Genomic DNA, 25,182 nt, shown 5'->3' with positions numbered 1-25,182 from the left:
AATGAGCCTTTAGCGGACAAGACAACTTTTAAGATTTAAGCCTTTTTGTCCGAATGGATTTCAGCCATTCTCCTACGATTGCATGGGCTTCGTGCGTCTTGACGATTCCGTCATGATTGTGACCGGCAAGTACACGCACCTTGGCAGAGCAATGTTTGCTATACAACGGCTCATAGGCGTGGGCATTGAATACTTCATCGTCTTCGCCGACAAATACGAATGTAGACGGGTTCAAGCGTTGCAAATATTTCTCGAATTGATTGTCTACCATACGTGACAAGGCGAGGCGGTAGCTTAGATGACAGGATTCAGTTCCGTGGAGGTTCTCCGAAGGTGTGAGCCGGCGGTATACGACGGTATTGTTAAATCGCTGAATGCCTATTGCGTTAAGTCCCATTAATAACGCAAATTTGGGAATACTCACTTTGGATTCATTGCTGTTGCCATCTTTGCGAGTGAGCGGCGAATTAGGGCTGAGTGCGGGTGAGATCAGCAAATAAGCGTGTACATCCGCATGAATCGGGCGAATCGTTTGTCGCAGTGCAGTAGCTCCTCCTGCGGAATGTCCGCCAAAAAGAATGGTTGCCTTCGGGTGACGTGATTGCACAAAGCGGAATAAGTCCTCGATATCATCGTCCAATTGCCCTATATAATCAATGTCACCTCGGCGAATCGGAGAATCTCCATAACCGCGTAAATCCGGCAAATAAACAGTTGCCAAGCTCTGATTGGATATATACTTGCCTAATTCCCGTAAATAAAGGCTTGGTTCCGTTATGCCATGCAAAAAGATGAGTACGGTATCCGAAGGGCCTTCGAAGTATCGGAAAGGCAGTTGTGCCCCGTCCCGGGCGGTAAATGTTTTGAAATCGGTTGAATATGTCGTCATAAATGAGCAGCACTCCAAATGAAGGATTTGATTGATCAAGAAAGATATTCCATGCCTAAAGTTCAACTTCCTTCTGAGCTTAAACATTTCTGAGTTCCATTACATATGTTTCCATGCAGGGGTATGATAAAATGAGTGAAAATCATGATGAGGTGATGAAGGTGATGAATACGCGAAAAGTTGCAGCGATAACAGGCGGAGGTCAAGGCATAGGTCGTGCTATTGCTCTCGCCTTTGCCCAAGAAGGATATGGCATTTCCATAGCGGATATGAATGAAGATGCCGGACTGGAAACGATCAAGCTCCTGCATCCATATACGGAGGACGTCATTTTCATGAAGGTGGATGTTTCCGAAGAAGAGGAAGTTCGGCAATGGGTGCAGCGGACTGACGCAGAATTAGGCGGAATTGATGTGCTTGTGAACAATGCAGGGATCATGCATAACACGGATGTACTTGATCTGACGAGCGAACAGTTCCAGCGGGTTATTTCCGTTAATTTAGGTGGAGCTTTTCTATGTTCACAAGCGGCGGCGCGTTTGATGAGGAATAAGGCTGGAGGCGGTGCGATTATTAACATGTCGTCTACACGTGCATTTATGTCGGAGCCCAATACTGAGGCATATTCTGCTTCTAAAGGAGGTATCTCCGCGCTTACACATGCGATGGCCATTAGCTTAGGCAGCTATGGAATTCGCGTCAACGCGATTTCACCGGGATGGATTGAGGTTAGAGATTGGCAATATCCTGCCAATGAGTCTAGTTTTGTTCATACCGAAGCGGATAAAATGCAGCATCCAATAGGCAGAGTTGGCAAGCCTGAAGATATTGCCGCGGCTTGTCTTTATTTAGCCAGTGACAAGGCGGGGTTCATAACAGGTCAGAATCTGACAATCGATGGCGGGATGACGGTTAAAATGATATATGAATAAGTATGTTGAAAAAGGAAACCTTAAACGTAACAATTGTAAGGGGTTGGCAGCATGCATATGCATAACGAAGAGGATGACGACGTGTTAGAGATGCAAGATGACGTGCAGATGAAGGATACGGAATCTGAGCATGCATATGATTTGATACGAGCCTATGCAAACCAATTGAATGGCGAGTTTGAAGTTGGCGATGAATGACAATATCAACAGCACTGGAAAAGCCGCAATTATTTGCGGCTTTTTTTGTTTTGAAGGAGGCTTATTCACGAGAAAAAGCAGTCCGCAGAAAGTATGCATTAGTTTTTCTCAGTTGACAAAACGCTGCCTCAAAGCGTTATATGGATGTAATTACTATAGACATGATATCCAGTCAGAGGGGGCTTTGAATGTTCTACTCGCTCAAAAATCGATTGATCGTCTTTTTCGTCGTCTTATTGTTCGTCTCTTTCGGGACGATGTCGTATCTTTTTTTTACGGAGTCACGCTCAATCATTCGCTCTTATATCGAATCGTCTGCCTACGAAAAAATGGACGAGTACGCGTCTTTTGTTAATATGGCATTGGTGCAAATTTATGATGTTTCCTCGATTGTCTTTAACAGCTCAATGACGAAAAGTTGGGATAACACCTTGTCAGATCCGGCTTTGCCGGCGGGTGAAAAGATGCTTGCGAACATTAATTTGAGCCAATTTTTGACGCAAACCACGAACAATTACTCGATTGTGTCGTCCATTACGGTGTATCGGCAAGAGGGAATGTGGATCTCTGCGGATAATCAGATCACGGATGATTCCTCGTTCAAGAATGAGCCGTGGTATGATCAATTTAAAACGAAAGGCATTCAGTGGGTATCCGCCCATCAAGATCCACTTGAAGTGAGGCGTTTGAAGCCTTTCGACGTTCTCAGTTTATTGCTGCCAATCGGTACTTTCGAGCCTTCCCAGTCTAAAAATATGATGAAAATTAATGTCAGGGCTGAATTTTTCCTTGAGCCGTTAAATCGTATCCATCTTGGTGAAAAAGGAACGATTTTCCTATTGGATGGCAATGGACAATCGGTTCTGGGACAGCATGAATTTGCCTCTCACCCCGAGGCGGCCAAGAAAATGGAGACAATTCGCAATAATGCTCAGCAGAACGGCGTCATTTATCTAGAAAATGAAGATGGCGTTAAGGATATTTTGGTATATAAAAAGTTGAAATTAAACAATTGGCTGTTGGTGGGCATAGTGCCGGAGGTCGATCTATACGGCAAGCTGTACAAGCTGCGCACAAGCATGCTGATTTTCGGTTCCTTATTACTGGTAGGAGCAATAGCTGCGGCAATTTGGCTTTCGCACGGGATTTCGAAACCGCTCTCAAGGCTGGCATCCGGGATGCGCTATGTGCAGATGGGCGATTTCGACGGGGCAGAGAAGCGGATACCCGCCGAGGAAAAGGGGCGTAATGAGGTCAGTTATGTCACGACCACGTTCCGAAACATGGTGAGTCAACTCCGGTTTCATATCAAAACGGAATTCGAACTGAAGCTGTTGAGGCAGCAGGCGGAATATAAAGCGTTGTTGATGCAGATTAATCCGCATTTTTTATTTAATACCTTGGAATTGCTAAGCAGTCTGGCGATGCAGCAGCGTACCCAAGATACGGTGAGAGTTATAGAAGCTTTGGGGAAAATGATGCGTTTTTCTTTGAGAATCAGCAATGATTTGACTCCTCTGGGAGAAGAACTGAAATATGTCCGCCATTATACGTCCATCCTTCAAATCCGTTTTGCGGACAGGCTTCATCTCACGTTGGAGGAAGAAGAGAATTTGCGCGACTGCGTGATTCCCAAATTCATTTTACAGCCATTGATTGAAAATGCTGTAAAATACAGCTTCAAGGAACAAGCTGAAGCGAAAGTGATGATCCGCGTACGGAGAGAAGAGGCGAGGTTAATTCTCACTGTTGCCGATAACGGATCCGGGATCACGAAGGAGTTGTCGCAGGAGCTGCGGGCAGAATCGTTGACAACCCATTTTGAGCATATTTTGAAAACGCGGTCTGAGCAGATCGGCTTGCGTAATGTGTTAGCTAGGTGCCAGCTCTATTACGGGAATTTGTTCGAATTTGAAATAACTTCGGGTGAGTTGGAAGGGGCAAGTATTTCCCTGATACTGCCAATTCAAGGAGGAACTATTGATGTATAACGTACTTATTGTCGATGACGAACCGGAAATTCGGCTTGGTTTAAAGCTCAAGGTCGACTGGGAACGTTTAGGCTTAACCATCGCAGGCGAAGCGGGCAATGGGGCTGAAGCCATGGATTGGTTGACGCAGCATCCCGTCGATATTGTGATTACGGATATGAACATGCCTGTCATGAATGGCGTATCCTTACTGGAATCGTGTTATGAGCTGTATCCCACTTTGCGCTTGATCGTAATTACCGGGTATGAAGATTTTCACTATGCTAAAGCGGCAATTCGCAATCAGGCTAGAGATTATTTGCTAAAGCCTGTGACACAGGATGAATTGACGGAAACTTTGGGCAAAATCGTTCAAGAGCTGGAAGACCTGCGTAATGAACGTGATCAGCAAGCTATGATACAATGGCGGCTTTCGCAATATTACAAAGAGATGAAAGAGCATTTTATCGTCCATCTTGTCAAAGAAGAGGTGGAAAGGGAGTCCACGCTGCGGGAAAGAGCAAAGTGGTTTCAACTGGATTCATGGGAAACTTCCAAAGCGCGCTTCGTCACCGCAGGGTCTATGGAGCGTTTGCATGCGGAGGGTCAAGGTGAGCGTTCGCCTGACAAAATGCGGCTTCCTTTCGAAATGTTTTGCAGAGAAGCTGCAGAGACGACGAATGGGCTGTTCCATGTATTTCGGGATGCTAATTACACGGGTTTAATGCATTTCGTTACCGTGGCTGGTGAGGAGGAGTTGAAGGAATTTGCGCATAACCTTCGCGTTGCGGTAACGGACCATTTGGGATTCGAACCTGCCATTGTCATGGGACAGCCGGTGATGGGCCTAAGGCAGTGGAAGGATGGCTATTTATCTGCGCTATTAGCTTGGAATTTGAATGGTAATCAAGTCCCACAAGGAATTCAGCAGCAATCCGCGATGGAAGCAGATCTCTCGGAAGAGATGTCGAAAGTACTGCAGCGATATGTAACGCGAGGCGATCTGGCTTCTTTTGAGCAAGCGGTTCAGAAGGAGCTGAGTGCCGCTTTTGCGGCTTCACAAGCCCGATTTGTGAAACTTATTTTTCAGCTTTACCTCATGCTGGATGCGATGGCCTTTACGGCCGGCATCATCTTGGAAAGCAATGAGCAGCTGTGGATTCGTCCCGAGCAGGTATGGGGGTTCGATACGACAGCTAAAGCGCAGCAATTCCTGAAAAAGCTGGCGGATAAAATCATCCGCGGACCGGAAAAGGATCCGGTTCATGCCGAGCACTCGATGATTCAGGCTGCTGAACAATTCATTCAAGATAATTATATGTATGATCTTAATTTAACGATGTTAGCCGAACGTTTTAATTATAATTCTTCGTATTTTTCCGAAATGTTTAAAGCTAAAGCCGGCAAAACATTCATCCAATACATTACGGACGTGAGAATGGCGAAGGCTGTGCAATTGCTGGACGAAACGATGCTTAGCCTCTGGGATATCGCGGAATTGACCGGCTTCTCCAATGCGAGTTATTTCAGTTCCAAATTCAAACGCATGTATGGGATATCGCCATCCGACTACCGGATTCGTCTTAAAGTACCTGAAAAATTTGATAATCAAGAGCCGAAGAAATAGCATTCAAAGGAGCGCCGCAAATCCTTATGATGATCCTATTGGTGATGCAAAGTCACCGGAAACGATCACGAAGGAGGAGGGCGCTCATGTCATCTCTACGTAAAACCGCCCTTTCGCGGCAAAATCGTACGGCCTATTTATTTTTATTGCCTTGGTTAGTCGGTTTTTTCTGTTTAACGCTGGGGCCAATGCTGGGTTCGCTGTATTTGTCATTCACGAAGTTTAATTTGCTGAATACTCCCCGCTGGCTAGGATTGGACAACTATGTGCAAATTTTTAAGGAAGATGACTCCTTTGTGCACTCCATGGGACTAACGTTCCAATACGCTTTGTTGTCCGTGCCTCTGCGACTGATTTTCGCCTTACTGGTGGCATTGGCGCTAAATAAGGGAATCCGGGCGCTCGGCTTGTATCGGACTGTTTATTACATCCCATCCCTGTTGGGAGGAAGCGTTGCGATTGCGATCGTATGGCGCAAAATATTCGACGGAGACGGATTGTTCAACCAATTTCTGAGCTGGTTTGGCATTGAAGGACCGGCTTGGGTCGCGCATCCGGACTATATTTTGTCCACGATTATTACGTTGTCCGTGTGGCAGTTTGGCTCTGCAATGGTCATCTTTTTGGCCGGTCTGAAGCAGGTGCCTGCCGATCTGTACGAGGCCTCGCAAGTGGACGGAGCAGGTAAAGTCAGACAATTTTTTCAAATTACGCTGCCGCTCTTGTCGCCGGTCATTTTTTTCAACTTGGTTATGAGTATTATCAATTCGTTCCAAGTGTTTACACCCGGCTATGTCATTGGTGACGGACGCGGAGGACCGGTAAATTCGACTTTATTTTATACGCTGTATTTGTATCTGAAAGGGTTTTCTTTCTTCGATATGGGCTATGCCGCAGCACTTGCCTGGATCATGCTTGTTGTGATCGGCGTATTGACGGCTGTTGTGTTCCTGACATCGAAATATTGGGTATTTTACGGAGACGGCAAGGATGAGAGGGGATGATCCAATGACTGTGAATAGGAACTACACGAAACTGCTTAAACATTTGTTGATTATCGCCTTTGGTTTGCTGATGCTGTATCCGGTCTTGTGGCTGTTAAGCTCGTCTTTTAAACCGAATCAACTGATCTTCTCAGATACGAGTCTTTGGCCGTCAAAGTTCACGTTCGAGAACTATGTCAACGGGTGGAAAGGGCTGCAGGGCACTACCTTCGGACGATTTTTCTTAAATTCCGCTCAAATTTCGGTGCTTTCCGTTCTTGGGAACATCATTACGTGTTCTTTTGCTGCATACGCATTTGCCCGGCTGGAATTTAGATATAAGAAGCTTTGGTTTAGCCTTATGCTGGTGACCATTATGCTCCCCTACCATGTTACATTGGTTCCGCAGTACATTATTTATAACAAATTTGAGTGGATTAACACGTATTTACCGCTCATCGTACCTAAATGGCTTGCACATGATTCCTTCTTCATTTTGCTCATGGTACAGTTCATTCGGGGAATTCCGAAGGAATTGGACGAAAGTGCAACTATCGACGGCTGCGGGCAAGGTCAAATCTATTTTCGCATTATTATGCCGCTACTTGTGCCTGCTTTAATTACAACGGCTATTTTCACTTTTATTTGGACCTGGGACGACTTTTTCTCGCAAATGATTTATTTGAACAACATCAAATTATTTACGGTTCAACTCGGCATTCGCTCCTTATTTGATCCTTCAGGGGAGTCGGATTGGGGCGCGCTGCTTGCGATGTCCGTCCTTTCACTTGTGCCGATCATGACGATATTTCTATCCTTTCAGAAATATTTTCTGGATGGCATTGCGACCACAGGTTTGAAATAACCCGAAAAAATGAAGAGTCAACACCCGAAGAAATGACATTCTAAGTGGTTTGAAAATGCTTTACGATCAGGTTATAGTCGATCATTACACCAGAAGCAGGGGGAATTTACCTATGAAAAAAAGTTTGGTCATGACAACAATGGCAGTGCTGATGGCGGTTACAACGGCATGTTCCTCAGGTACGGGGACGGGCAGCAGCGGAAGCAGCAGCGCACCTAACGCAGCAGCAACAAGTTCAGCTACCGCAGCAGCAAAGGCCGAGCCGGTTGAACTAAGATTAATGTGGTGGGGCGACCAGAAGCGTGCAGATCGCACGAATGAAGCGCTTCGCAAGTTTGAAGAGAAAAATCCTAATATCAAAATCGTCGGTGAATTTGCGCCAAGCTCCGGTTATTTCGATAAGCTCAACACACAACTGGCTTCGGGTACAGCGCCTGATGCATTCTTCCTTGGCGGCAACGTTGTAGATTATGCCAATAAAAACGTCCTGCTTGAGATGGACCCCTATGTAGGCAAGGAGCTTAACCTAAGCGATATGGACAAATCGATGATCCAATATGGCACATTCAAAGGCAAGCTGCTTCATGTTTCTGCCGGAGCCAACGCACGGGGGATCGTGGTCAATACGGAGCTGTTCAAAAAAGCCGGTATTCCGGTTCCACAGGATGGCTGGACTTGGGAGGATTACGGAAGAATCAGTAAGGAAATTTCCGATAAGCTAGGTAAAGACGTATTTGGTACGTACAATTTCACTGTCGATGGCATGGATATTTACATGAAGCAGCGTGGCAAAATGCTCTATGATATGGATAACGCGAAGCTCGGATTTGAGCAAAAAGATGCCGAAGAATGGTTCGGATTATGGGATACGATGACAAAAGCCGGCGGCGTAGTCACACCAGCGTTACAGGTGTCCAATCCACCGTCTGATACGAGCAAATCCCTCGTTGTTACCGGTAAAGTAGCTATGAGTTTGCTAGCCTCCAATCAGCTTGGCGCTCATCAGAACTTGATCCAAGATAAGTTGGAGCTGGTTCAACTGCCTCGCGGACCGAAAGGGACAGGTGTCGTATTCGAATCCAGCCAAGGCTTGTCCGGTTATGCCAAAACGAAGCATCCGAAAGAAGTGGCGATGCTGATGAACTACTGGATCAATGATCCGGATGCAGCCAAAATTTTGGGCAATGATCGTGGCGTTCCCGTTACATCCAAAATGCGCGATTTGCTGAAAAAGGATGCGAGTCCGGTTGATCAAGTCATCTATGATTACACCAGCCGCGTTTCGGCTGCAACGAACAAAGAGCCATTTGCGATCAGTTACAATCCTCCAGGCTTCACAGAGTATACAAAATTGATTGAAACGACGGTACAAGAAATCGGCTTCGGCAAAAAAGATGTGAAAAAAGGCGTGGCAGATTTCTACACCGGCGCTGTGAAAATTTTCAATAATAACAAATAAGAAAAACCGCTTTGCCGGGAGAAAAAGACTGCCACTGGCAGTCTTTTTCACATTAGCAGAATGAAATTGCTTGAATTCCATTTTAAAGAAAAGAGGTATTTCTATGAGCCTAGATTTACTAAATAAGCTGCGTGCCATTCAAATAGAGGAACGTCTTGGTGAACTCAAAAAAGCGTCCGATGGTCCAGTTCTTAAGGAATGGATGCATCATGGCGTAAAATTTGCGGCTTCTTCCGAAAAATTTGAGCGTGTTTATTATGAGGCACTCCGTAAATTGCTGGATTGTGTGGTGCCAACCGGCGGCGATAAGCCTATTTTGCATGAAGGGGGCATTTATTTAGGCTGTTGGCTGGAAAGCACCGGAACGATAAATGCAGAACTGCTTTCGCGGTTTATTCCGTCCGTCTCACAAACCACATATGAATTATTTGCCGATTTTCAGCGTGAAGATGGTTTAATGCCCTATAAATTGACCGAAGCTGGCCCGTCGTACAGGCAAATTCAGTTAGTGACACCGCTTGCGCGAAGCGTCTGGAATCACTATCAAATGAATGGGCAGGATAAGGCTTTTTTGCGGAAAATGTATGCGGCGATGGAGCGCTATGATGAGTGGCTGCAGACCTATCGCAATACGCGAGGTTCCAATGCTGTCGAAGCGTTCTGCACGTTTGATACCGGCCATGACTTATCGCCGCGTTTCTGGCATGTGCCGGATACGCCACATAGGAATGATGCAAGAACCTATAATCCGGATTCCCCAATCCTGCCGTTCATTGCACCGGATTTAACGGCAAATGTGTACTGCCAGAGACTGTATTTGGCAAAAATTGCGGAAGAATTGGGGGAAAGCGGGGAGCCATGGCTTGTAAAGGCGGAAATCAGCTTGAACAGCTTATTCGAATACTGCTTCGACGCGGAGGACCAATTTTTCTACGATCGGGATAAAAATGAGGAGCTTGTTCGCGTTCAGTCCGATGTTCTACTGCGCGTACTAGCTTGCGAAGTAGGAGATCGAGCTTTCTTTGATCAAGCACTGAACAAATATTTGCTCAATACGCGCAAGTTTTTTGCTAAGTATCCTTTCACCTCTATCGCGATGGATGATCCAAGATTTGATCCTTTTTCCAGCTATAACAGTTGGGCGGGGCCTTCTAACTTTCTCAGCCTGATTCGGGCTCCGCATGCGTTTGAGCATCATGGACGCTATGTGGAATTAACCTATGTGCTTTATCCGATTATGGCGGCTTTTCATAAAATGACACGCTTCTCCCAAGCGCTAAGCCCTTGGACGGGGGAAGAGGGTTTTACGCAGACATACTCGCCAGCCATCTTGTGCATGCTGGATTACGTTGAACGCCTGTGCGGGATTATGCCTAGACCGGGTAACGAACTGTGGTTTACAGGCTTGTTGCCTTATGCGGTCGATCATGGGGAAGAAATTGCCGATGCTACGGCTTATAGCCGCATTGTCGATGGGGTTTCTTTTGAACTAGTAAATACGACGGATGAATCCATTGTTTATCGCGATGGCAAAGCTAGTCTCCAGTTTCCTAATGGGTTAAGAGCTGTAACGGACCGTCAAGGAAATCTGAAGTCGCTCATAGGGATGAGTGTTCGAACGGTAGAAGGAATCGTCACATATGCAGGCCAAGAGTGGCAAGTAGCTGTTAAAGGAAATGAGCGAATCAATGTGGTTAACGGGCTGGAGCTGAAAAAGGTAGACGTCGATATGGGTGTTATAGCGCCAACCTATCGGTAGTTTGATGGTTAGAAAGTGAGGGGGAAATCAATATGGTTTCGAATAAAGATTTACAGATTCGTGATCCGTTCGTCGTTCCGGTGCCTGGCGAAGGTAAATATTATTTATTTGGCAGCACAGATGCGAATATATGGGGGAAAGGCACAGGATTTGATGCCTATGTCGGAGAGGATTTAGAGAACTGGGAGGGGCCTTATCCGGTATTTCGGCCCCAGGAGGACTTCTACTCCGATACGAATTTCTGGGCTCCGGAAGTTTATTCGTATAAAGATCGTTATTATATGTTTGCTACTTTTAGACGGAAGGACAATCATCTGTTAGGTACGGCCGTTCTCGTCGCCGACCATTTGCTAGGTCCTTTTAAGCCACACAGCGAAGGCCCAGTGACGCCGGAAGACTGGAGTTCGCTGGATGGAACTTTATTCATAGATCATGCAGGCGACCCGTGGATGATATTCTGCCACGAATGGCAGCAAGTTGCAGACGGCGAGGTGTGTGCGGTTCGTTTAACAAACGATTTGAGTAGTGCGATCGGCGATCCTGTTGTACTGTTCCGGGCTTCGGAAGCGCCGTGGACGACCTCGTTCAAGGCTGCGAAATATAAAGATCAGGAAAACTATGTGACGGATGGACCTTATTTGTTTCATGCGGCAGGCGGGGAATTGCTGCTGCTGTGGGCAAGCTTCATCGACAACCGATATGCGCTTGGCATTGCGAAATCGCAGAGCGGCAGCATCTTGGGACCGTGGGAACATGAACCGGAAGCCCTTTACCGAAACGATGGCGGGCATGCTATGATCTTTCGGTCCTTCCGAGATACTTGGATGCTTGCGATTCATACGCCAAATCAAACGCCCCACGAGCGGCCCGTGTTTTTGGAGCTGTATGAAGTAAACGGCAAGCTGACTCTGGCTTAACAACTGTATAACCTTCTATCGATTAACAAATAATACCGTTGTTACGAGAAGGAGGGTATACAAGCAATGAGGGTTGGAAATCGAAGCAAATGGAGCATCGCGCTGTTGGCCGTCCTGTTGGTTATGCCGACTGCCTCAGGGTGCGGGAAAAAGGAAACAATTAAGGTCGGCATCGAGCAAAACTTCCGTCCGTTCACGTATATGGAGGATGGGGAGAAAAAAGGCTTCGAGGTCGATTTGTGGCAAGCGATTGCACAAAAGGCGGGCATTCAATATGAGCTCGTTCCTATGGAACATGGGGAATTGCTCAAAAGCTTAAAATCCGGCGGGGTTGATCTAGCGTTAGCCGGCATGACGGTCAGCAATGCCCGCAAGAACAACCTTGATTACTCCAGTCCTTACTTTCAAACAGGGTTAGTGGTTCTCACATCCACAGACAATGGTGTCATCAAAGGTAAAGATGATTTAACCCAAAAAGTGGTGGCGACCAAGAACGGATCGACGGCATTTAACTACGCCGGTGAGATTCAAGGGGCTAAAATACGCAGCTATTCCAACATAGCCGATATCTACAACGAATTAAAAAACAATACGGTGGATGCCGCGATTTTCGACGAGCGCAACGCGCATGATTTTCTGCAGGATAAAGCGCAAGGACAAGTGAAAATGGTTGGACAAGCGTTTAATAAAGAGAGATACGCTGTCGTCGGGAAAAAGCGCAATGATTATATCGGCAAAGTGAATAAAGGCATCGAAGCTGTCAGCAAAGACGGAACCTATGAAACCATGTATACGAAGTGGTTTGGAAGTAAGCCGGATGTCATGCCGGATAAAATAAAAAAAGACATGGAATATGAAATGCAGCATGAAACAGTAAAAGGTCGCGAATAGTGCGGCCTTTTTGTTTTTTGAATTCATGTGGTTGAAGGATAGTTCCATATTTTCGCGAATAGTCCTAAAAGGCAATTATATGCAAAACAGGTATCCAAAAGAGTCGTAAAGGAAGTGCACGGAATGAAGATTTCGATATTAGGCTGCGGGAGATGGGGATCCTTTTTATCTTGGTATGCCAATAAACAAGGTCATGAAGTCCTGTTATGGGGAAGAGACGCATCCCAAAATTATGAAAAGCTGCTGCAAACGCGAAAAAATGATTATTTGGATTTACCCCTTAGTATTCAATTAACGAATAACCTGGATGAAGCTATTGCTTTGGCTGAGCTTGTTTTTATTGCGATTAGCGCTCAAGAGCTTAGAAGCTTTGCTAAGCAGCTTAATTCGATGAAAATTGCCAACAAGACCTTTGTTCTGTGCATGAAAGGACTTGAAATGTCGTCAGGCGAGAGACTGACACGAGTTTTTATGGAAGAAATTCAACAGCCGGTCGATGTTGCCATTTGGGTTGGCCCTGGGCATGTACAAGATTTTGTACAGGATATTCCGAACTGTATGGTGATTGATTCGGATAACATTAACATCACGAAGCTGATTGTTGACAATTTAGGAAGCGAGACGATCCGATTCTATTATGGAGAGGATTTGCTAGGCAATGAAATCGGAGCGGCCGCGAAAAATGTCATCGGCATTGCAGCAGGCATGTTGGATGGATTAGGTTACTCAAGTTTGAAGGGCGCATTAATGTCTAGAGGAACCAAAGAAATCGCCAGATTAGTCAAAGCTATGGGAGGGGACGAGATGACCGTTTACGGTCTTGGGCATCTCGGTGATTATGAAGCTACCGTGTTTTCAAAGCACAGCCATAATCGGCGTTTTGGGGAAGCATTTGTAAAAAATGAGCCGTTTGAGAAATTGGCAGAAGGCGCGGCCACCGTAAAAGCTTTATTGCAGTTATCTGCCCAATATGATGTGGAGCTGCCGATCTGTCAGGCTGTGAATTCCGTTATATGGGAGGCTCAAGATGCGAGAGAGCAGCTTATCAAGTTATTTATGAGACCCGTTAAATTTGAACGCATTTAAGTTAATCAATATGTCGGCACAATCGCGGGCAAAAGGAAACTAGTTGTCCCTTTAATTTATATACATAACAAAAGTTATGTAAACAAATCTTGGTGGAGCGGCTTGTAAAGTACAAGAGAAGCAGGATATACCGAAGGAGTCATCCTCATGTGATTATCGATCACGGAAGATGGCTCTTTCACATATACGGAAATATGCTGCCACTAACCGGATGTTGCATAATCAAATATTCAATTGTGAAAGTGGCGATAATAACATGGAAAAGCTTATAATGGCAATTATATGTTATATTATGCAACACTTATATCTCAAAATGTTATGTGAAGGGGATACCTATGCAAATTAAAGTACTGGCCATTGCCCCATACCCAGGATTGAAGGGTTTAATGGAAGACATCGCTAAAGATGATGCTCGGATTAAAATCGATATTGAGGTTGCGGATCTCCACAACGCTCTCCCTATCGTACATGCTGCCAAGGGAAACTATGACGTTATTTTGAGCCGGGGGGGAACATCAACGCTAATTCGAAGCCATGTAACAACACCTGTCGTCGATATACCCGTATCCGGTTATGATATTTTGCGCGTGCTCACCTTGGTTAAAAACTCTAACAGCAAAGTGGCTATTATTGGTTTTCCAAATATTTGCCGCGGTGTGGCGGAAGTGTCCAGTTTGCTGGATTACGATTTTCCCATGTATTCGGTAGATCGGGCTGCTGACGTTCCACAAGCCCTACAGACCGCTTTTGAGCATGACGCTCAAATCATCCTTGGCGACGTAGTAACCGTGAATACGGCAGAAGAAATGGGCTATAACGGCATTCTTATTACAAGTGGACGAGAGTCTGTTCTTGAAGCGCTTGAAGAGGTAAAGCGGATTTACGATGTCCTTTGGAAAGCGCAAGAAAACGAGCATTTATTTGAGCATATTCTGGAACATCACCGAACCGGGGTCATGGCAATAAACGATTCGGGAGGAATCCTATATGCGAATGAAGCCGCCGCGTCATTGCTCGGATACAACAGCTCGGTTATCCGCGGGATGAATTTGGCAGGCATAGATCCGATGTGGGGCCGCTATTTGGAGGAAGCCGGCAAAAGCAGCGCAATCGGCGTAACCAAGCAAACGAAGTGGTTCCAAAAAAGGCAGGTAAGCATTGAAATCGTTGTCCCGCCTCCCAAGTTAAGCAGCCCGAGTTACAGCTACTTTGTTTACTTATATCCTTCAGCAGATAAAATAAATAGTCCAGCCTCGTACAATTTTCAAATAACGGACCGGATTGCAACTTTTGCGCAAATTATGGGTTCAAGCACCGTTATTTTGCAGGCTATCAAACGTGCCAAAGCACTCGCACAAACGCGTAATCCGATTTGGATAAGCGGGGAAGAGGGAAGCGGCAAGCAGTTGTTCTGTCAAGCGATCCATGCCGCAAGCCAAAGCTCAGGGGATGCGTTGTACATACTTCCATGCGACCAATTATCGGATGAGGAGCAAGAATCGGTTTTACTCGGCACAGATGATTTTCCGGGACTACTTTTCAAAGAATCGGTCGGAACGATATGTCTGGAAAACATCCAACATGTAAGTCTACAGCTGCAGCGCAAGCTTCTCTCTGCCATGACTACGGGTACGCATGCCCGTCTCATCGTGACCACCTCTCACCCGATAAAGCTGATGCTCAAAAAAGAAGAGATGGATCAAGCGTTTGTCCTGGCATTTATGGACATGTACGTGAGTTTACCGCCGCTTCGGGAACGGTTGGAGGATATTGAAGAGATCGCCCGTGTATTAATTGCCAATTATAACTCTCGTCATGGCAAGCAAATCGTTGGTATTCGGCAAGAGGTTTTGGAAGACGACCTGATGAACAAGCTGTGGCCAGGTAATATTCACCAACTGAGAGTTGTTCTAGAGAGCATGCTTGCTTGCACAAACAGTCACTATATTGGTACGAAGGAAGCAAAAGAGGGTTGGCAGAAAGTGAGGGAATCGTTGCAAACGGAAGCAACCAGTCAGCTCGCAACCGTCAATTTGTCAGGATCATGGGATGAAATTGAACAGAGAATACTACTGGAGATATTGGAAAAAGAAGGAATGAATCAGTCCAAAGCAGCGAAACGATTAGGGATAAACCGATCTACCCTATGGCGTAAATTGAAAGATGTGTTGCAAATTTAAACGATTTCCCCCGTTGTTATGAGGGGATTCCTATCATATAATCATCACATGAGCGAAATTGAAATATTATGTTGCAAATTGCAACTCTTATAATTTCCTCAATTACACTTCTTAGGAGGAAGTAAACCATGAGAATTAAGGCAACTATTGATCGGATTCCTGGAGGTATGATGATTGTTCCGCTTATTCTAGGGGCTATCTTAACAACATTATTCCCTACTATGGGTAAAACATTTGGCTCCTTCACAGGTGCATTGATGACAGGATCTCTACCCATTTTGGCCGTGTTCTATGTTTGTATGGGATCTACGATCAACTTCAAGGCCACTCCATACATTTTGAAAAAGGGTGGTACGCTTTTAGGCACTAAAATTTTGACAGCAATCATTGTAGGATTTGTAGCTGCTAAATTTCTGGGCAATGGAATGATCACAGAAGGTTTCTTTGCCGGCATCTCGGTATTGGCTATCGTAGCAGCTATGAATGATACCAATGGCGGATTGTACATGGCATTAATGGGGCAATTCGGTAAGAAGGAAGACGTTGGCGCTTACTCGGTTATGAGCTTGGAATCAGGGCCGTTCTTTACCATGATTTCATTAGGTGTAGCAGGTTTGGCCGCATTCCCTTGGCAGACTTTTGTAGGTGCGATTTTGCCATTAATCGTTGGTATGATTCTAGGAAATTTAGATAAAGACATGCGTGAATTCTTATCTAAAGCCGTACCTGTTTTAGTTCCGTTCTTTGCTTTCGCTTTAGGTGCCGGTTTGAATCTTCAAACGGTGTGGAAAGCCGGTTTCCTTGGCGTATTGCTAGGTATTGGCGTTGTGGCTGTTACGGGTCTTACCTTGACCATTACAGACCGCTTCATCGGCGGAAACGGTATTGCAGGTTTGTCAGCAGCTTCAACGGCTGGAAATGCCGCGGGTGTACCGGCAGCAGTTGCCGCCGCGAATGCAGTCTATGCTCCGCTTGTGCCTTCCGCTACTGCGTTGGTTGCTTCTTGCGTAATTGTAACTGCAATCCTTGTACCGATCGTAACGGCTTGGTACGCCAAAAAAATTGGAGTTAAAAGTCAAATCAATTAGAAAGACAGAGATTTACATGGGAGGAACAACACCATGAAACATATTGCCATCATTGCAGATGATTTGACCGGTGCGTCCGATTCAGGTGTTCAATTTGCAAGAAATGGACTGCAAACGCAAGTCATTTTTGATATTGAGCAAGTTTCTAAACAAAAACAGACGATGGAGGCTGTCGTCATCGATACAGACAGCCGATCAGTGGCTCCGGAGATCGCATACGCAAACGTAAAAGAAGCAGCGCTTCAAATTAAACAAGCTGGCTTTACACATGTTTATAAGAAAATGGATTCTACGCTTCGCGGGAATCTAGGCGTTGAAATTGACGCTGTGATGGATGTCATTCCATTTGATTTTGCGGTGGTTGCCCCGGCTTTTCCTAAGATTGGCCGAACCACCTCACAGGGAATGCATTATCTGAACGGGATTCCTGTCAGTCAAACCGAGATAGCTAATGACCCGAAGTGTCCAGTGAAGGAATCAGATCTCGTGAAGTTGTTTTCTTCACAATCCAAGCGCAAAGTTGGACTTATTCCATTCGACATTTTACGTGCAGGAAAAGAACAGGTGTTTTTGAACATACAATCACTTCTGGAAACGAATACTGAACTCATCATATTCGATGCTTTAACCCAAGAAGATGTACAGCATATTGCGGATTGGCTAGCCGAGAGCAACTATAAGACGCTGTGGGCAGGGTCCGCGGGTTTAGCCGACTTTCTGCCAAAAGCGTTATCCCTTCCTAGTCATACGAGCGAGTCTGCTCAACTGCCATCAGGCGCGAAGCCTGTTCTGTTGGTCGCAGGAAGCATTTCACAGGTCACACGCCGGCAAGTGTCTGCTTATAACGAGGAACCGCAGGTCACTGCCGTTGAATTAGATACTGTTCAAGCGATAGCTTCCGAAAAGGGAGCACAAGTCGAGATTGACCGCTGCAGAGGGGAACTCCAAGCTGCATTAAAGAGAGGCTCCGATGTTTCTCTCTGCGCAAGCTCTTCGCCTGAGCAAGTTGTTATGACGAAGGAAGCAGGTTCCCGAAGAGGTTATGATTCTACCGCAGTATCCAATGAGATTTCAATGATTTTGGGAGCGATAGCCTCCGAAATAATGAAAACCGAGGAATTGCAAGGCGTTATTTTAACTGGAGGAGATACTGCAAAAGCGGTCTGCAAGCATTTGGGCGTATCAAGTATTCAATTGGTGAAAGAAATTGAACCTGGTATCCCGCTCGGCCTCCTCGTACGAGAAATGCCCGTATGGGCTGTAACGAAAGCCGGTGCTTTCGGAAATGAATATAGCTTGTCAAACGCTAAAAAAGCATTAAAGGGGGAAACATACGAATGAATAGACCGATAATAGGTATTACAATGGGCGATGGAGCCGGTGTAGGTCCTGAAATCATCATGAAATCATTGAAAGATGCCCAGATCTATGAGACATGCCGTCCTTTTGTCATTGGCGACGCCAAAATATTGGAAAGAGCAGATCAGTTCGTCCATACGGGACTTCGTGTCCGTAAAATTGCTTCTGTTACGGAAGCTCAGTTCGAACACGGCACTGTGGATTGCTTTGATTTGAATTTACTGGCAGCGGATCTTCCGATTGGTCAAGTGTCCAAAGAAGCCGGTCATGCTGCTTTTATGTACTTGAAACAGGCGATTGAACTTGCTAACGAGGGAGCTATTGACGCGATTTGTACAGCGCCATTAAACAAAGAAGCTCTTCATAAGGGCGGACATATTTATCCGGGGCATACCGAAATTTTAGCGGATCTGACAGGCACAGAAGACTTTTCCATGATGCTTTCCGCTCCAAAGCTGAAGGTTATTCATGTAACGACACATGTCGGTATTCTGGATGCTGTCCGTATGATCAATCCAGACCGCGTGTATAAAGTGATCCGTATGGCACATGAAACGTTACAGAAGGCCGGCTATGCGACGCCTAAAATTGCTGTCTGCGGAATCAACCCCCATGCGGGAGAGAACGGATTGTTTGGGTATGGGGAAGAAGATGAAAAAGTCGTTCCAGGTGTAAAGAGAGCGCAAGAAGAGGGCATTCAAGCTGTTGGACCTTTACCTGCGGATACACTCTTCTTCCGCGCTACGCGGGGAGACTTCGATATCGTAGTGGCTATGTATCATGATCAAGGTCATGGTCCAATCAAAGTATTAGGCCTAGAAGCCGGTGTAAATATTACAGTTGGGCTTCCGATTATTCGCACCAGCGTAGATCATGGTACGGCATTTGATATTGCCGGTAAAGGAATTGCCGATGAGCAAAGCTTGAAAGAAGCTTTAAAACAAGCGATTGAATTGGCTCCGAAACGTGAGCAATAGAAAGATGTGCAAAAATAAATAACGTTATACGAGAAAACTCATACTGGAATCAGTGTGAGTTTTTTTATTTTTTTAAAAGAATCCCACTATTTTCTTGCTAGTTTTATTACTCCTGATCAATTGGATGCTGGATTTGGTCTTGATACAGATCAAAAAATAGTTTGCCCTGCGTCCCTTTGATCGCGTAGCAGACTTCTTCTGCGGTAACACCCCGCTGCTTTAGCTGCTTTGAGAGCCATTCGTTGGATAAACCAATTTGCTGTAAATTATCTGACATAATCTTTCCGTCCATGATTAGTTCAACAGGAAACTGGATCTTTGTGTTGTTTTTCAAATGCAAGTCCTTTTGTATAAGAGGACGAAATTCAGGCTTTTTCAGGACAGATAGTTTGCCGTTAAGCTCTAAGATGGCGTATTGCACTTCTTCGATATCGAAAATGTCCTTTTCTCTCAATTCTTGATTTAAAGTGTCGAGAGTAAATTGAATTTTTCTTAAGTTTTGTTCCATAATTTTGCCGTCTTCGATCACTACCGTCGGTTTTCCTGCAAACCATTTCCTCATTTTGCGGTTTTTCAATGATATAACTGAGATGAGATAGGCAATGCCACTGAAGATCAAGAATGAAGCAATGATGTTCCATGTTTTCAAATGAGTATTAAAGGCTAAATTTCCGATAATGGCACCAAGTGTAATTGAAGCGACAAAATCATTGTAAGTCATACGCGCAATCGTGTGCTTTCCTAGAATCCGCGTAATTAGCATAATAAGACAGAAAGCTAACACTGTCCTAATAACTGTTTCCAATAACATATCTGTCAACCTCCCATCAGATGAAATGCTTTGTTATCTTTTTCTTTTTTTAGAAAAAAATACGCTTGGGCAATAAACGATCTTGGTAGAGGTGCCGTGAACAATATAAAAAGTCTCCATGGTAGGAGGTTCATGGATCCCAGCTGCTGTCCAGCGAACGGATCCAATAAACTAAACCAAGGAGACTATATGAAGCTTTCTCTTAATCCCGTTCAGGCTTTCTAGTTCAAATGCACGTCAATTAAATGGCGACAAATCTAATAATTTGACGAAGGAAGAGTCTTCTAACCACAACAATTCCTCTGTTGTTCATAAAACGGAGAAAGATGAAAGTGAGTCCACGGCTAACAACACGACCGTTAAAAACGGTAGTAGTTCCATTAGTATTTCGATAAACAATTCCATAGAAGTGATTAAGCAACAATGTCATTTCTATCATTCCTTTCTGCTTTGATAATATAAGATATGCAGGGAGATCTTGTCTGCGAGGGCTGATTAAATAGATTAGTATGGAAATATCGTATAAGCTGCATTTAAAGACTATTTATAGTCCTTGTCTTTTAATCGAGAGCATAGTTATGATAGACCTAGTTGAACAATTTGAATGGAAAAGGGAGGTTGGTTGGATGAAGACGATTGAAGAGGTAGAAGCGCGCATGACGTATCCTTCGGCTAAGCTGATCGAGGATATGAAGGGGTTGGATGGCGACATCCTGTTGCTTGGCATCGGAGGGAAGATGGGGCCGACACTGGGGAGGCTGGCAGTTAACGCGGCAAAAGAAGCAGGGGTCAAGAAGCGTATTATTGGCGCTTCCCGTTTCTCGAATTCCAGTTTGCGAGAAGAGCTGGAACAAGCCGGCATTGAAACGATCGCCGTCGATTTATTGAACGACTCGGAACTGCAGAAACTGCCAGATGTTCGAAATGTCTTGTATATGGCAGGGAATAAATTCGGAACGGCAGGCAACGAGCATTTCACCTGGGCTATGAATGCTTATTTGCCCGGCCGGGTTGCCGAGAAGTTCCGCAATTCCCGCATTGTGGCGTTTTCCACGGGCAACGTGTATCCGCTTACGTCTTTAAATCACGGCGGCGCTACGGAGGAGCATCCAACAGGTCCCATCGGCGAATATGGACAATCGTGTTTGGGACGGGAGCGAGTCTTTGAACACTTTGCCCGCAAATATCAGATCCCCATGGCGATCTATCGACTGAACTATGCCATTGACTTGCGGTATGGCGTGCTTCTGGAGATCGCCAAAGCTGTCAAAGCTGGGAACCCGATCGACATTACAATGGGGCATGTTAATGTCATTTGGCAGGGAGATGCCAACGAAATCGCGCTTAGAGCGTTGACGGTATGTTCTACCCCGCCAACCGTGTTGAATGTGACAGGGCCGGAAACAGTGTCCATTCGCTGGGCGGCGGAAGCTTTTGGTGAGCGGCTTGGCGTTAAGCCATCATTTGTCGGCGAAGAATCTACGACAGCCCTGCTGAGCAATGCAGGCAAAAGTCATCAACTGTTCGGCTATCCTAGCGTATCCCTGCGCGACATGATCGATTGGATTGCAGACTGGGTGGCAGAAGGGGGAGCGACTTGGAACAAGCCGACTCACTTCCAAGAGCGAAAGGGGAACTACTAGCCCATGGTAGAACGAAAATCGTTGACCTCCGAGCAGTATGCGGCATTGCATGACGGTCTGGTTATTCCCGCCCATCCGCTCGCGCTTACGGCGCAGCGGCAATTGGATGTACAGAGGCAGAGAGCACTGACTCGCTACTATATAGCTAGTGGCGCGGGTGGTATCGCGGTTGCGGTACACTCTACGCAGTTTGAAATTCGTGATCCGAAGATTGGACTCTTCGAAACGGTTCTCCGTCTTGCTTCCGAGGAAGTGGAACGGGCGAATATACAGCGTCCGTTTCTCAAGATCGCTGGAATCTGCGGTCCGCAGTCTCAAGCTCTAGGTGAGGCAGAGATTGCAGCTGGACTAGGATATGATATCGGTTTGGTAAGTATGGGGGGACTTCCTGGCTTGACGGAGGAGGAGCACTTGGCGAGGATCCGCGCAGTGGCAGACGTGCTGCCTGTATTTGGTTTTTATTTGCAGCCGTCCGTAGGAGGCAGAACGTTTAGTTATGAATTCTGGAGAGCGTTTTCTGAAATTCCAGGCGTTGTCGGTATCAAAATAGCCCCGTTCAATCGTTACCAGACGATCGATGTTGTCAGGGCTGTATGCCATTCCAGCCGCAGAGATGAAATCGCCTTGTACACGGGCAATGACGACAACATCGTGAATGATCTGTTAACGGCGTACCGTTTCACGATTGAAGGACAGAGCGTAGAGAAAAGAATCGTCGGCGGTTTGCTCGGCCATTGGGCTGTGTGGACTCAGAAGGCGGTGGAATTGCTGGATGAAATTAAACAAGTTAGAGTGAACCGCGAGATTTCGACCGCATGGCTGACCCGGAACGTAGAAGTCACTGATTGCAATGCAGCATTCTTTGATCCGGCGCATAACTTCCATGGCTGTATTCCCGGTATCCACGAGGTACTCCGCCGTCAAGGGTTGCTGGAGGGCCGCTGGTGTCTGAATCCGAAGGAAGAGTTGTCCGAAGGGCAAGCGGAGGAAATCGATCGCGTTTACCGCGCTTATCCACACTTAAACGACGATGAATTCGTTGCTTCAGGACTCAACCTTTGGATGAAGGGATAGACAATCACCATGGACTCTTTTCAGAAATTAAGTACCCACAGCAAGGAAAGTGCCGGGATTAAGATTGGCATCATCGGCCCAAAATCCATGGTAACCAGAATCGTCCAGGTTGCCAAAAAATTTCCGACGCTTGAGCCTGTCGTCCGCTTTTCAAAACATGAATCGGAAACACCGGGTTTATCCGACGAAATCAAACACGAAGTCGAAGTCTTGTTATTGTGCGGACCCGTCCCTTACCGTAAAGTGCTGGAAAAAGTGGAATCGATGATTCCCGTACATTATGTTCGATATAACGAGACGGGACTATATAAAGCTTTTTACAATATCCAAAAAAAGATCGTAAATCAAAATGCCGCCGTAAAAGCAATCAGTGTAGATACCGTGACACCAATGATGGTCAAACGTTTTATGGAAGAAATCGATGAACAAGACCTGAAAATAATTTGCTATGACGAGGTAAACAGTCCCACAAGAGAGCAGTTGGCGGATTTCCATAAAGACTGTTTTACTAGGGGATTAGCCTCGGGCGCCCTCACCGGCTTACATTCGATCTCTACTGAATTAACTGAGTGCCGTATTCCGAATGAATGGATCGTCCCAACCACACAAGACATTGTTGTTGCATTGGAAAGAGCACTGCTATCGACAGATGCGAGGAAAAGCAAAGAATCACAGATCGTCGTTGGTCTTATCAATGTCGATGGTTTCGGGAAAATCATTGATCGCCATAACTCCGAGCACGAGATCCAAAAATTGAAGCTCGACATTCACCGGATTTTGCTTGATTACGTGGATTCCTTAAGAGGACATCTTACGCATTTGGGGGGCGATGAATATTTATTTTTTACAACCAGAGGGATATTCGAACAAGAAACAGCCGGATACAAAAGGGTTCCTCTAGCCTCAGAAATTTATAAAACGTATCAGTTAACACTTAGTATCGGAGTTGGCTTCGGCCGAACAGCGAATGAAGCTGGTTCGAATGCAAGAACGGCTTTACGGAAATCCAAAGAAGCGAGCGGGAATTCCTGTTTTATTGTCAGAGAGGACAAGGGAATACTTGGTCCTTTAGAGATGGCGGATGCTTTTGTGAAAGATCTGGAAGTGGTGAATCCTGATTTTATAAAAAAAGCGGAGAACGCCAATATGACCTCCTCCTATTTGAGCAGGTTGCTTGTTGCTTATGCCCGTACAGGGAAGAAAGACTATAACGTTCAAGAATTAGCTTTATTATTTGACATTACCGTAAGGAGTACACATCGATTGCTGATTGAATGGTCGGATTCTGGCCTAGTTCGGACTAGTCATATGGAAAAAATGCCGAAGGGCCGCCCAAGGCAAATTTTTCAGTTTATTTTTTTGGAAGAGAGCATGAAGAACGCAACGGTTTAGCTGTATATAGGTAGATATTCGGGAAGGAGGCGATTACCCATGCAAGAAACAGATTTAAGAGTAGCGGTACTTGGTGCTGGCACAATTGCCAATGCACATTTGGAAGCCATTCAATCGACACAAGGATTGACGGCGTGTGCAGTGGTAGATGTTCAACCAGAAAAAGCGAGTCAATTTGCCAAACTCTTTAACATAGCGGCCTTTACCGATTACCGTAAAATGATAATTGAAGAAAAACCAGATGTGGTAGCCATCGCTTTGCCTCATTTTTTGCATAAAGAGACGGCCATTTTTGCTGCCGAGCATGGCTGTCATTTGATGATTGAAAAACCTATGGCATTGACCGTTGCCGAGTGTGATGAGATTATTAAGGCCGGCCGGAGAGCGGATATCCGCATCTTGGTGGGACATACCCAGCATTACATAGCAGAGAATATACAGGCCAAACGTATGATCCAAAGCGGTGAGCTTGGGAAACTGGTGATGATCCATGATGTTAGGCATTTGAACTATTTTCAAGCCTCGCGTCCGCAATGGTTTCTTGAAAAAGAGAAATCAGGCGGCGGCATTTTAGCAAACTTGGGCACGCATTCCATTGACAAAATTCAGTGGTTGACAGACAGCACTGTCCGGAAAGTGAATTCATCTGTCAGCCATTATGGAGCTAGGGGAGATGTAGAAGGCAGCGGCATGATTTATCTGGAGTTGTCGGATGGAATTCCTGCGACAATCGTCCAATCCGGTTATTTAGGCGCATCCCGAAATGAAACGGAGATTATTTTTACTAAGGGGATGCTAAAACTTGTAACCGGCAATAGCCTATGGATGAGCCGAGGCGGCAGCTATGAGAAACTGGATTCGCTCAGCCTGGCAAAACCTTTCGAACTGCAGTACGCAGATTTGCTTACGGCCATTCGAGCTCATAGCGAAACAAGCTGTCCGCCAGAGTATGCCCGAGGGGTTATTGCAGCACTCGAAGCTGTTTACTTGTCGGCAGAAACGGGTAAGGAACAGTTTATTCATCAGGCTGTCATGTAACTGGGTGACAAAAAAAGGATTTTTTTGTGGCTCTGCAGCCCTAT

The 25,182-nt window shown here is 45.6% G+C and carries 21 protein-coding genes; 19 read left to right on the top strand and 2 right to left on the bottom strand.

Annotated elements, in window-relative coordinates; genetic code table 11:
* Positions 1-28: 28 nt before the first annotated feature.
* Positions 29-889 carry an alpha/beta hydrolase gene (locus J2Z65_RS00730; RefSeq protein WP_167056524.1) on the bottom strand — a complete coding sequence of 287 codons (861 nt, stop codon included), beginning with the start codon at positions 887-889 and terminating at the stop codon, positions 29-31.
* A 131-nt stretch (positions 890-1,020) separates the two neighbouring features.
* Between J2Z65_RS00730 and J2Z65_RS00725 the strand changes: the two genes are divergently transcribed.
* The 15 genes from J2Z65_RS00725 to pdxA all read left to right on the top strand — a co-directional run bounded on the left by J2Z65_RS00725 (position 1,021) and on the right by pdxA (position 19,180).
* Positions 1,021-1,821 carry a glucose 1-dehydrogenase gene (locus tag J2Z65_RS00725; protein ID WP_240159632.1) on the top strand — a complete coding sequence of 267 codons (801 nt, stop codon included), beginning with the start codon at positions 1,021-1,023 and terminating at the stop codon, positions 1,819-1,821.
* A gap of 51 nt (positions 1,822-1,872) precedes the next feature.
* Entirely contained in the window at positions 1,873-2,019 is a 147-nt protein-coding gene (locus J2Z65_RS00720; protein WP_167056527.1) for a hypothetical protein, read from the top strand.
* A 188-nt stretch (positions 2,020-2,207) separates the two neighbouring features.
* Positions 2,208-4,010, top strand: coding sequence for a sensor histidine kinase (locus J2Z65_RS00715; protein ID WP_167056529.1), 1,803 nt, complete (start codon positions 2,208-2,210; stop codon positions 4,008-4,010).
* Positions 4,003-5,616 carry a response regulator transcription factor gene (locus J2Z65_RS00710; protein ID WP_240159633.1) on the top strand — a complete coding sequence of 538 codons (1,614 nt, stop codon included), beginning with the start codon at positions 4,003-4,005 and terminating at the stop codon, positions 5,614-5,616. The genes J2Z65_RS00715 and J2Z65_RS00710 overlap by 8 nt, the downstream gene beginning before the upstream one ends.
* Before the next feature lie 86 nt (positions 5,617-5,702).
* Entirely contained in the window at positions 5,703-6,620 is a 918-nt protein-coding gene (locus J2Z65_RS00705) for a carbohydrate ABC transporter permease (RefSeq protein WP_167056535.1), read from the top strand.
* Positions 6,621-6,624: 4 nt separating this feature from the next.
* Positions 6,625-7,464, top strand: coding sequence for a carbohydrate ABC transporter permease (locus tag J2Z65_RS00700; protein WP_167056536.1), 840 nt, complete (start codon positions 6,625-6,627; stop codon positions 7,462-7,464).
* Between the two features lie 112 nt (positions 7,465-7,576).
* A complete protein-coding gene (locus J2Z65_RS00695) occupies positions 7,577-8,923 on the top strand; it encodes an ABC transporter substrate-binding protein (protein WP_167056539.1) in 1,347 nt (448 codons plus the stop codon).
* 103 nt (positions 8,924-9,026) lie between these two features.
* Positions 9,027-10,682, top strand: coding sequence for an MGH1-like glycoside hydrolase domain-containing protein (locus J2Z65_RS00690; RefSeq protein WP_167056542.1), 1,656 nt, complete (start codon positions 9,027-9,029; stop codon positions 10,680-10,682).
* Positions 10,683-10,714: 32 nt separating this feature from the next.
* Entirely contained in the window at positions 10,715-11,599 is an 885-nt protein-coding gene (locus tag J2Z65_RS00685) for a glycoside hydrolase family 43 protein (protein ID WP_167056545.1), read from the top strand.
* 66 nt (positions 11,600-11,665) lie between these two features.
* The gene (locus J2Z65_RS00680) at positions 11,666-12,490 is read left to right on the top strand and encodes a transporter substrate-binding domain-containing protein (protein WP_167056548.1); all 825 of its coding nucleotides are present in this window, start codon (positions 11,666-11,668) and stop codon (positions 12,488-12,490) included.
* A gap of 123 nt (positions 12,491-12,613) precedes the next feature.
* Entirely contained in the window at positions 12,614-13,576 is a 963-nt protein-coding gene (locus J2Z65_RS00675; protein ID WP_167056551.1) for an NAD(P)H-dependent glycerol-3-phosphate dehydrogenase, read from the top strand.
* Positions 13,577-13,911: 335 nt separating this feature from the next.
* Positions 13,912-15,756 carry a PrpR N-terminal domain-containing protein gene (locus tag J2Z65_RS00670; protein WP_167056554.1) on the top strand — a complete coding sequence of 615 codons (1,845 nt, stop codon included), beginning with the start codon at positions 13,912-13,914 and terminating at the stop codon, positions 15,754-15,756.
* 128 nt (positions 15,757-15,884) lie between these two features.
* Positions 15,885-16,844 (top strand): 2-keto-3-deoxygluconate permease, encoded by a 960-nt coding sequence (locus tag J2Z65_RS00665; protein WP_167056557.1) that lies wholly within the window; start codon positions 15,885-15,887, stop codon positions 16,842-16,844.
* Positions 16,845-16,877: 33 nt separating this feature from the next.
* Entirely contained in the window at positions 16,878-18,185 is a 1,308-nt protein-coding gene (locus tag J2Z65_RS00660; RefSeq protein WP_167056559.1) for a four-carbon acid sugar kinase family protein, read from the top strand.
* A complete protein-coding gene (gene pdxA, locus J2Z65_RS00655) occupies positions 18,182-19,180 on the top strand; it encodes a 4-hydroxythreonine-4-phosphate dehydrogenase PdxA (protein ID WP_193580869.1) in 999 nt (332 codons plus the stop codon). The genes J2Z65_RS00660 and pdxA overlap by 4 nt, the downstream gene beginning before the upstream one ends.
* A gap of 106 nt (positions 19,181-19,286) precedes the next feature.
* Here pdxA and J2Z65_RS00650 read toward each other — a convergent pair whose 3' ends face one another.
* A complete protein-coding gene (locus tag J2Z65_RS00650) occupies positions 19,287-19,991 on the bottom strand; it encodes a DUF421 domain-containing protein (protein ID WP_167056561.1) in 705 nt (234 codons plus the stop codon).
* 626 nt (positions 19,992-20,617) lie between these two features.
* Here J2Z65_RS00650 and J2Z65_RS00645 point away from each other — a divergent pair.
* From J2Z65_RS00645 to J2Z65_RS00630, 4 genes are read left to right on the top strand one after another with little or no spacing between them, the layout of a single operon-like run.
* The gene (locus tag J2Z65_RS00645; RefSeq protein WP_167056564.1) at positions 20,618-21,634 is read left to right on the top strand and encodes an NAD-dependent epimerase/dehydratase family protein; all 1,017 of its coding nucleotides are present in this window, start codon (positions 20,618-20,620) and stop codon (positions 21,632-21,634) included.
* Between the two features lie 3 nt (positions 21,635-21,637).
* Entirely contained in the window at positions 21,638-22,708 is a 1,071-nt protein-coding gene (locus J2Z65_RS00640; RefSeq protein ID WP_167056567.1) for a dihydrodipicolinate synthase family protein, read from the top strand.
* Positions 22,709-22,717: 9 nt separating this feature from the next.
* The gene (locus tag J2Z65_RS00635) at positions 22,718-24,100 is read left to right on the top strand and encodes a GTP cyclohydrolase IIa (RefSeq protein ID WP_209855641.1); all 1,383 of its coding nucleotides are present in this window, start codon (positions 22,718-22,720) and stop codon (positions 24,098-24,100) included.
* 39 nt (positions 24,101-24,139) lie between these two features.
* Complete coding sequence (locus J2Z65_RS00630; RefSeq protein WP_167056569.1) at positions 24,140-25,138, top strand: Gfo/Idh/MocA family protein; 999 nt, start codon at positions 24,140-24,142, stop codon at positions 25,136-25,138.
* The last annotated feature ends 44 nt before the right edge of the window (positions 25,139-25,182 follow it).

This window comes from Paenibacillus aceris (assembly GCF_017874035.1).
GTDB classification, from domain to species: domain Bacteria; phylum Bacillota; class Bacilli; order Paenibacillales; family NBRC-103111; genus Paenibacillus_E; species Paenibacillus_E aceris.
The sequence above is the reverse complement of the archived record's forward strand: the minus strand, read 5'-3'. Positions and strand labels throughout refer to the sequence as shown.

Excerpts from the sequence above, each read along its gene's own strand:
- J2Z65_RS00730 (WP_167056524.1), bottom strand. The coding sequence starts at position 889 with ATGACGACATATTCAACCGATTTCAAAACATTTACCGCCCGGGACGGG.
- J2Z65_RS00725 (WP_240159632.1), top strand. The coding sequence starts at position 1,021 with ATGAGTGAAAATCATGATGAGGTGATGAAGGTGATGAATACGCGAAAA.
- J2Z65_RS00720 (WP_167056527.1), top strand. The coding sequence starts at position 1,873 with ATGCATATGCATAACGAAGAGGATGACGACGTGTTAGAGATGCAAGAT.
- J2Z65_RS00715 (WP_167056529.1), top strand. The coding sequence starts at position 2,208 with ATGTTCTACTCGCTCAAAAATCGATTGATCGTCTTTTTCGTCGTCTTA.
- J2Z65_RS00710 (WP_240159633.1), top strand. The coding sequence starts at position 4,003 with ATGTATAACGTACTTATTGTCGATGACGAACCGGAAATTCGGCTTGGT.
- J2Z65_RS00705 (WP_167056535.1), top strand. The coding sequence starts at position 5,703 with ATGTCATCTCTACGTAAAACCGCCCTTTCGCGGCAAAATCGTACGGCC.
- J2Z65_RS00700 (WP_167056536.1), top strand. The coding sequence starts at position 6,625 with ATGACTGTGAATAGGAACTACACGAAACTGCTTAAACATTTGTTGATT.
- J2Z65_RS00695 (WP_167056539.1), top strand. The coding sequence starts at position 7,577 with ATGAAAAAAAGTTTGGTCATGACAACAATGGCAGTGCTGATGGCGGTT.
- J2Z65_RS00690 (WP_167056542.1), top strand. The coding sequence starts at position 9,027 with ATGAGCCTAGATTTACTAAATAAGCTGCGTGCCATTCAAATAGAGGAA.
- J2Z65_RS00685 (WP_167056545.1), top strand. The coding sequence starts at position 10,715 with ATGGTTTCGAATAAAGATTTACAGATTCGTGATCCGTTCGTCGTTCCG.
- J2Z65_RS00680 (WP_167056548.1), top strand. The coding sequence starts at position 11,666 with ATGAGGGTTGGAAATCGAAGCAAATGGAGCATCGCGCTGTTGGCCGTC.
- J2Z65_RS00675 (WP_167056551.1), top strand. The coding sequence starts at position 12,614 with ATGAAGATTTCGATATTAGGCTGCGGGAGATGGGGATCCTTTTTATCT.
- J2Z65_RS00670 (WP_167056554.1), top strand. The coding sequence starts at position 13,912 with ATGCAAATTAAAGTACTGGCCATTGCCCCATACCCAGGATTGAAGGGT.
- J2Z65_RS00665 (WP_167056557.1), top strand. The coding sequence starts at position 15,885 with ATGAGAATTAAGGCAACTATTGATCGGATTCCTGGAGGTATGATGATT.
- J2Z65_RS00660 (WP_167056559.1), top strand. The coding sequence starts at position 16,878 with ATGAAACATATTGCCATCATTGCAGATGATTTGACCGGTGCGTCCGAT.
- pdxA (WP_193580869.1), top strand. The coding sequence starts at position 18,182 with ATGAATAGACCGATAATAGGTATTACAATGGGCGATGGAGCCGGTGTA.
- J2Z65_RS00650 (WP_167056561.1), bottom strand. The coding sequence starts at position 19,991 with ATGTTATTGGAAACAGTTATTAGGACAGTGTTAGCTTTCTGTCTTATT.
- J2Z65_RS00645 (WP_167056564.1), top strand. The coding sequence starts at position 20,618 with ATGAAGACGATTGAAGAGGTAGAAGCGCGCATGACGTATCCTTCGGCT.
- J2Z65_RS00640 (WP_167056567.1), top strand. The coding sequence starts at position 21,638 with ATGGTAGAACGAAAATCGTTGACCTCCGAGCAGTATGCGGCATTGCAT.
- J2Z65_RS00635 (WP_209855641.1), top strand. The coding sequence starts at position 22,718 with ATGGACTCTTTTCAGAAATTAAGTACCCACAGCAAGGAAAGTGCCGGG.
- J2Z65_RS00630 (WP_167056569.1), top strand. The coding sequence starts at position 24,140 with ATGCAAGAAACAGATTTAAGAGTAGCGGTACTTGGTGCTGGCACAATT.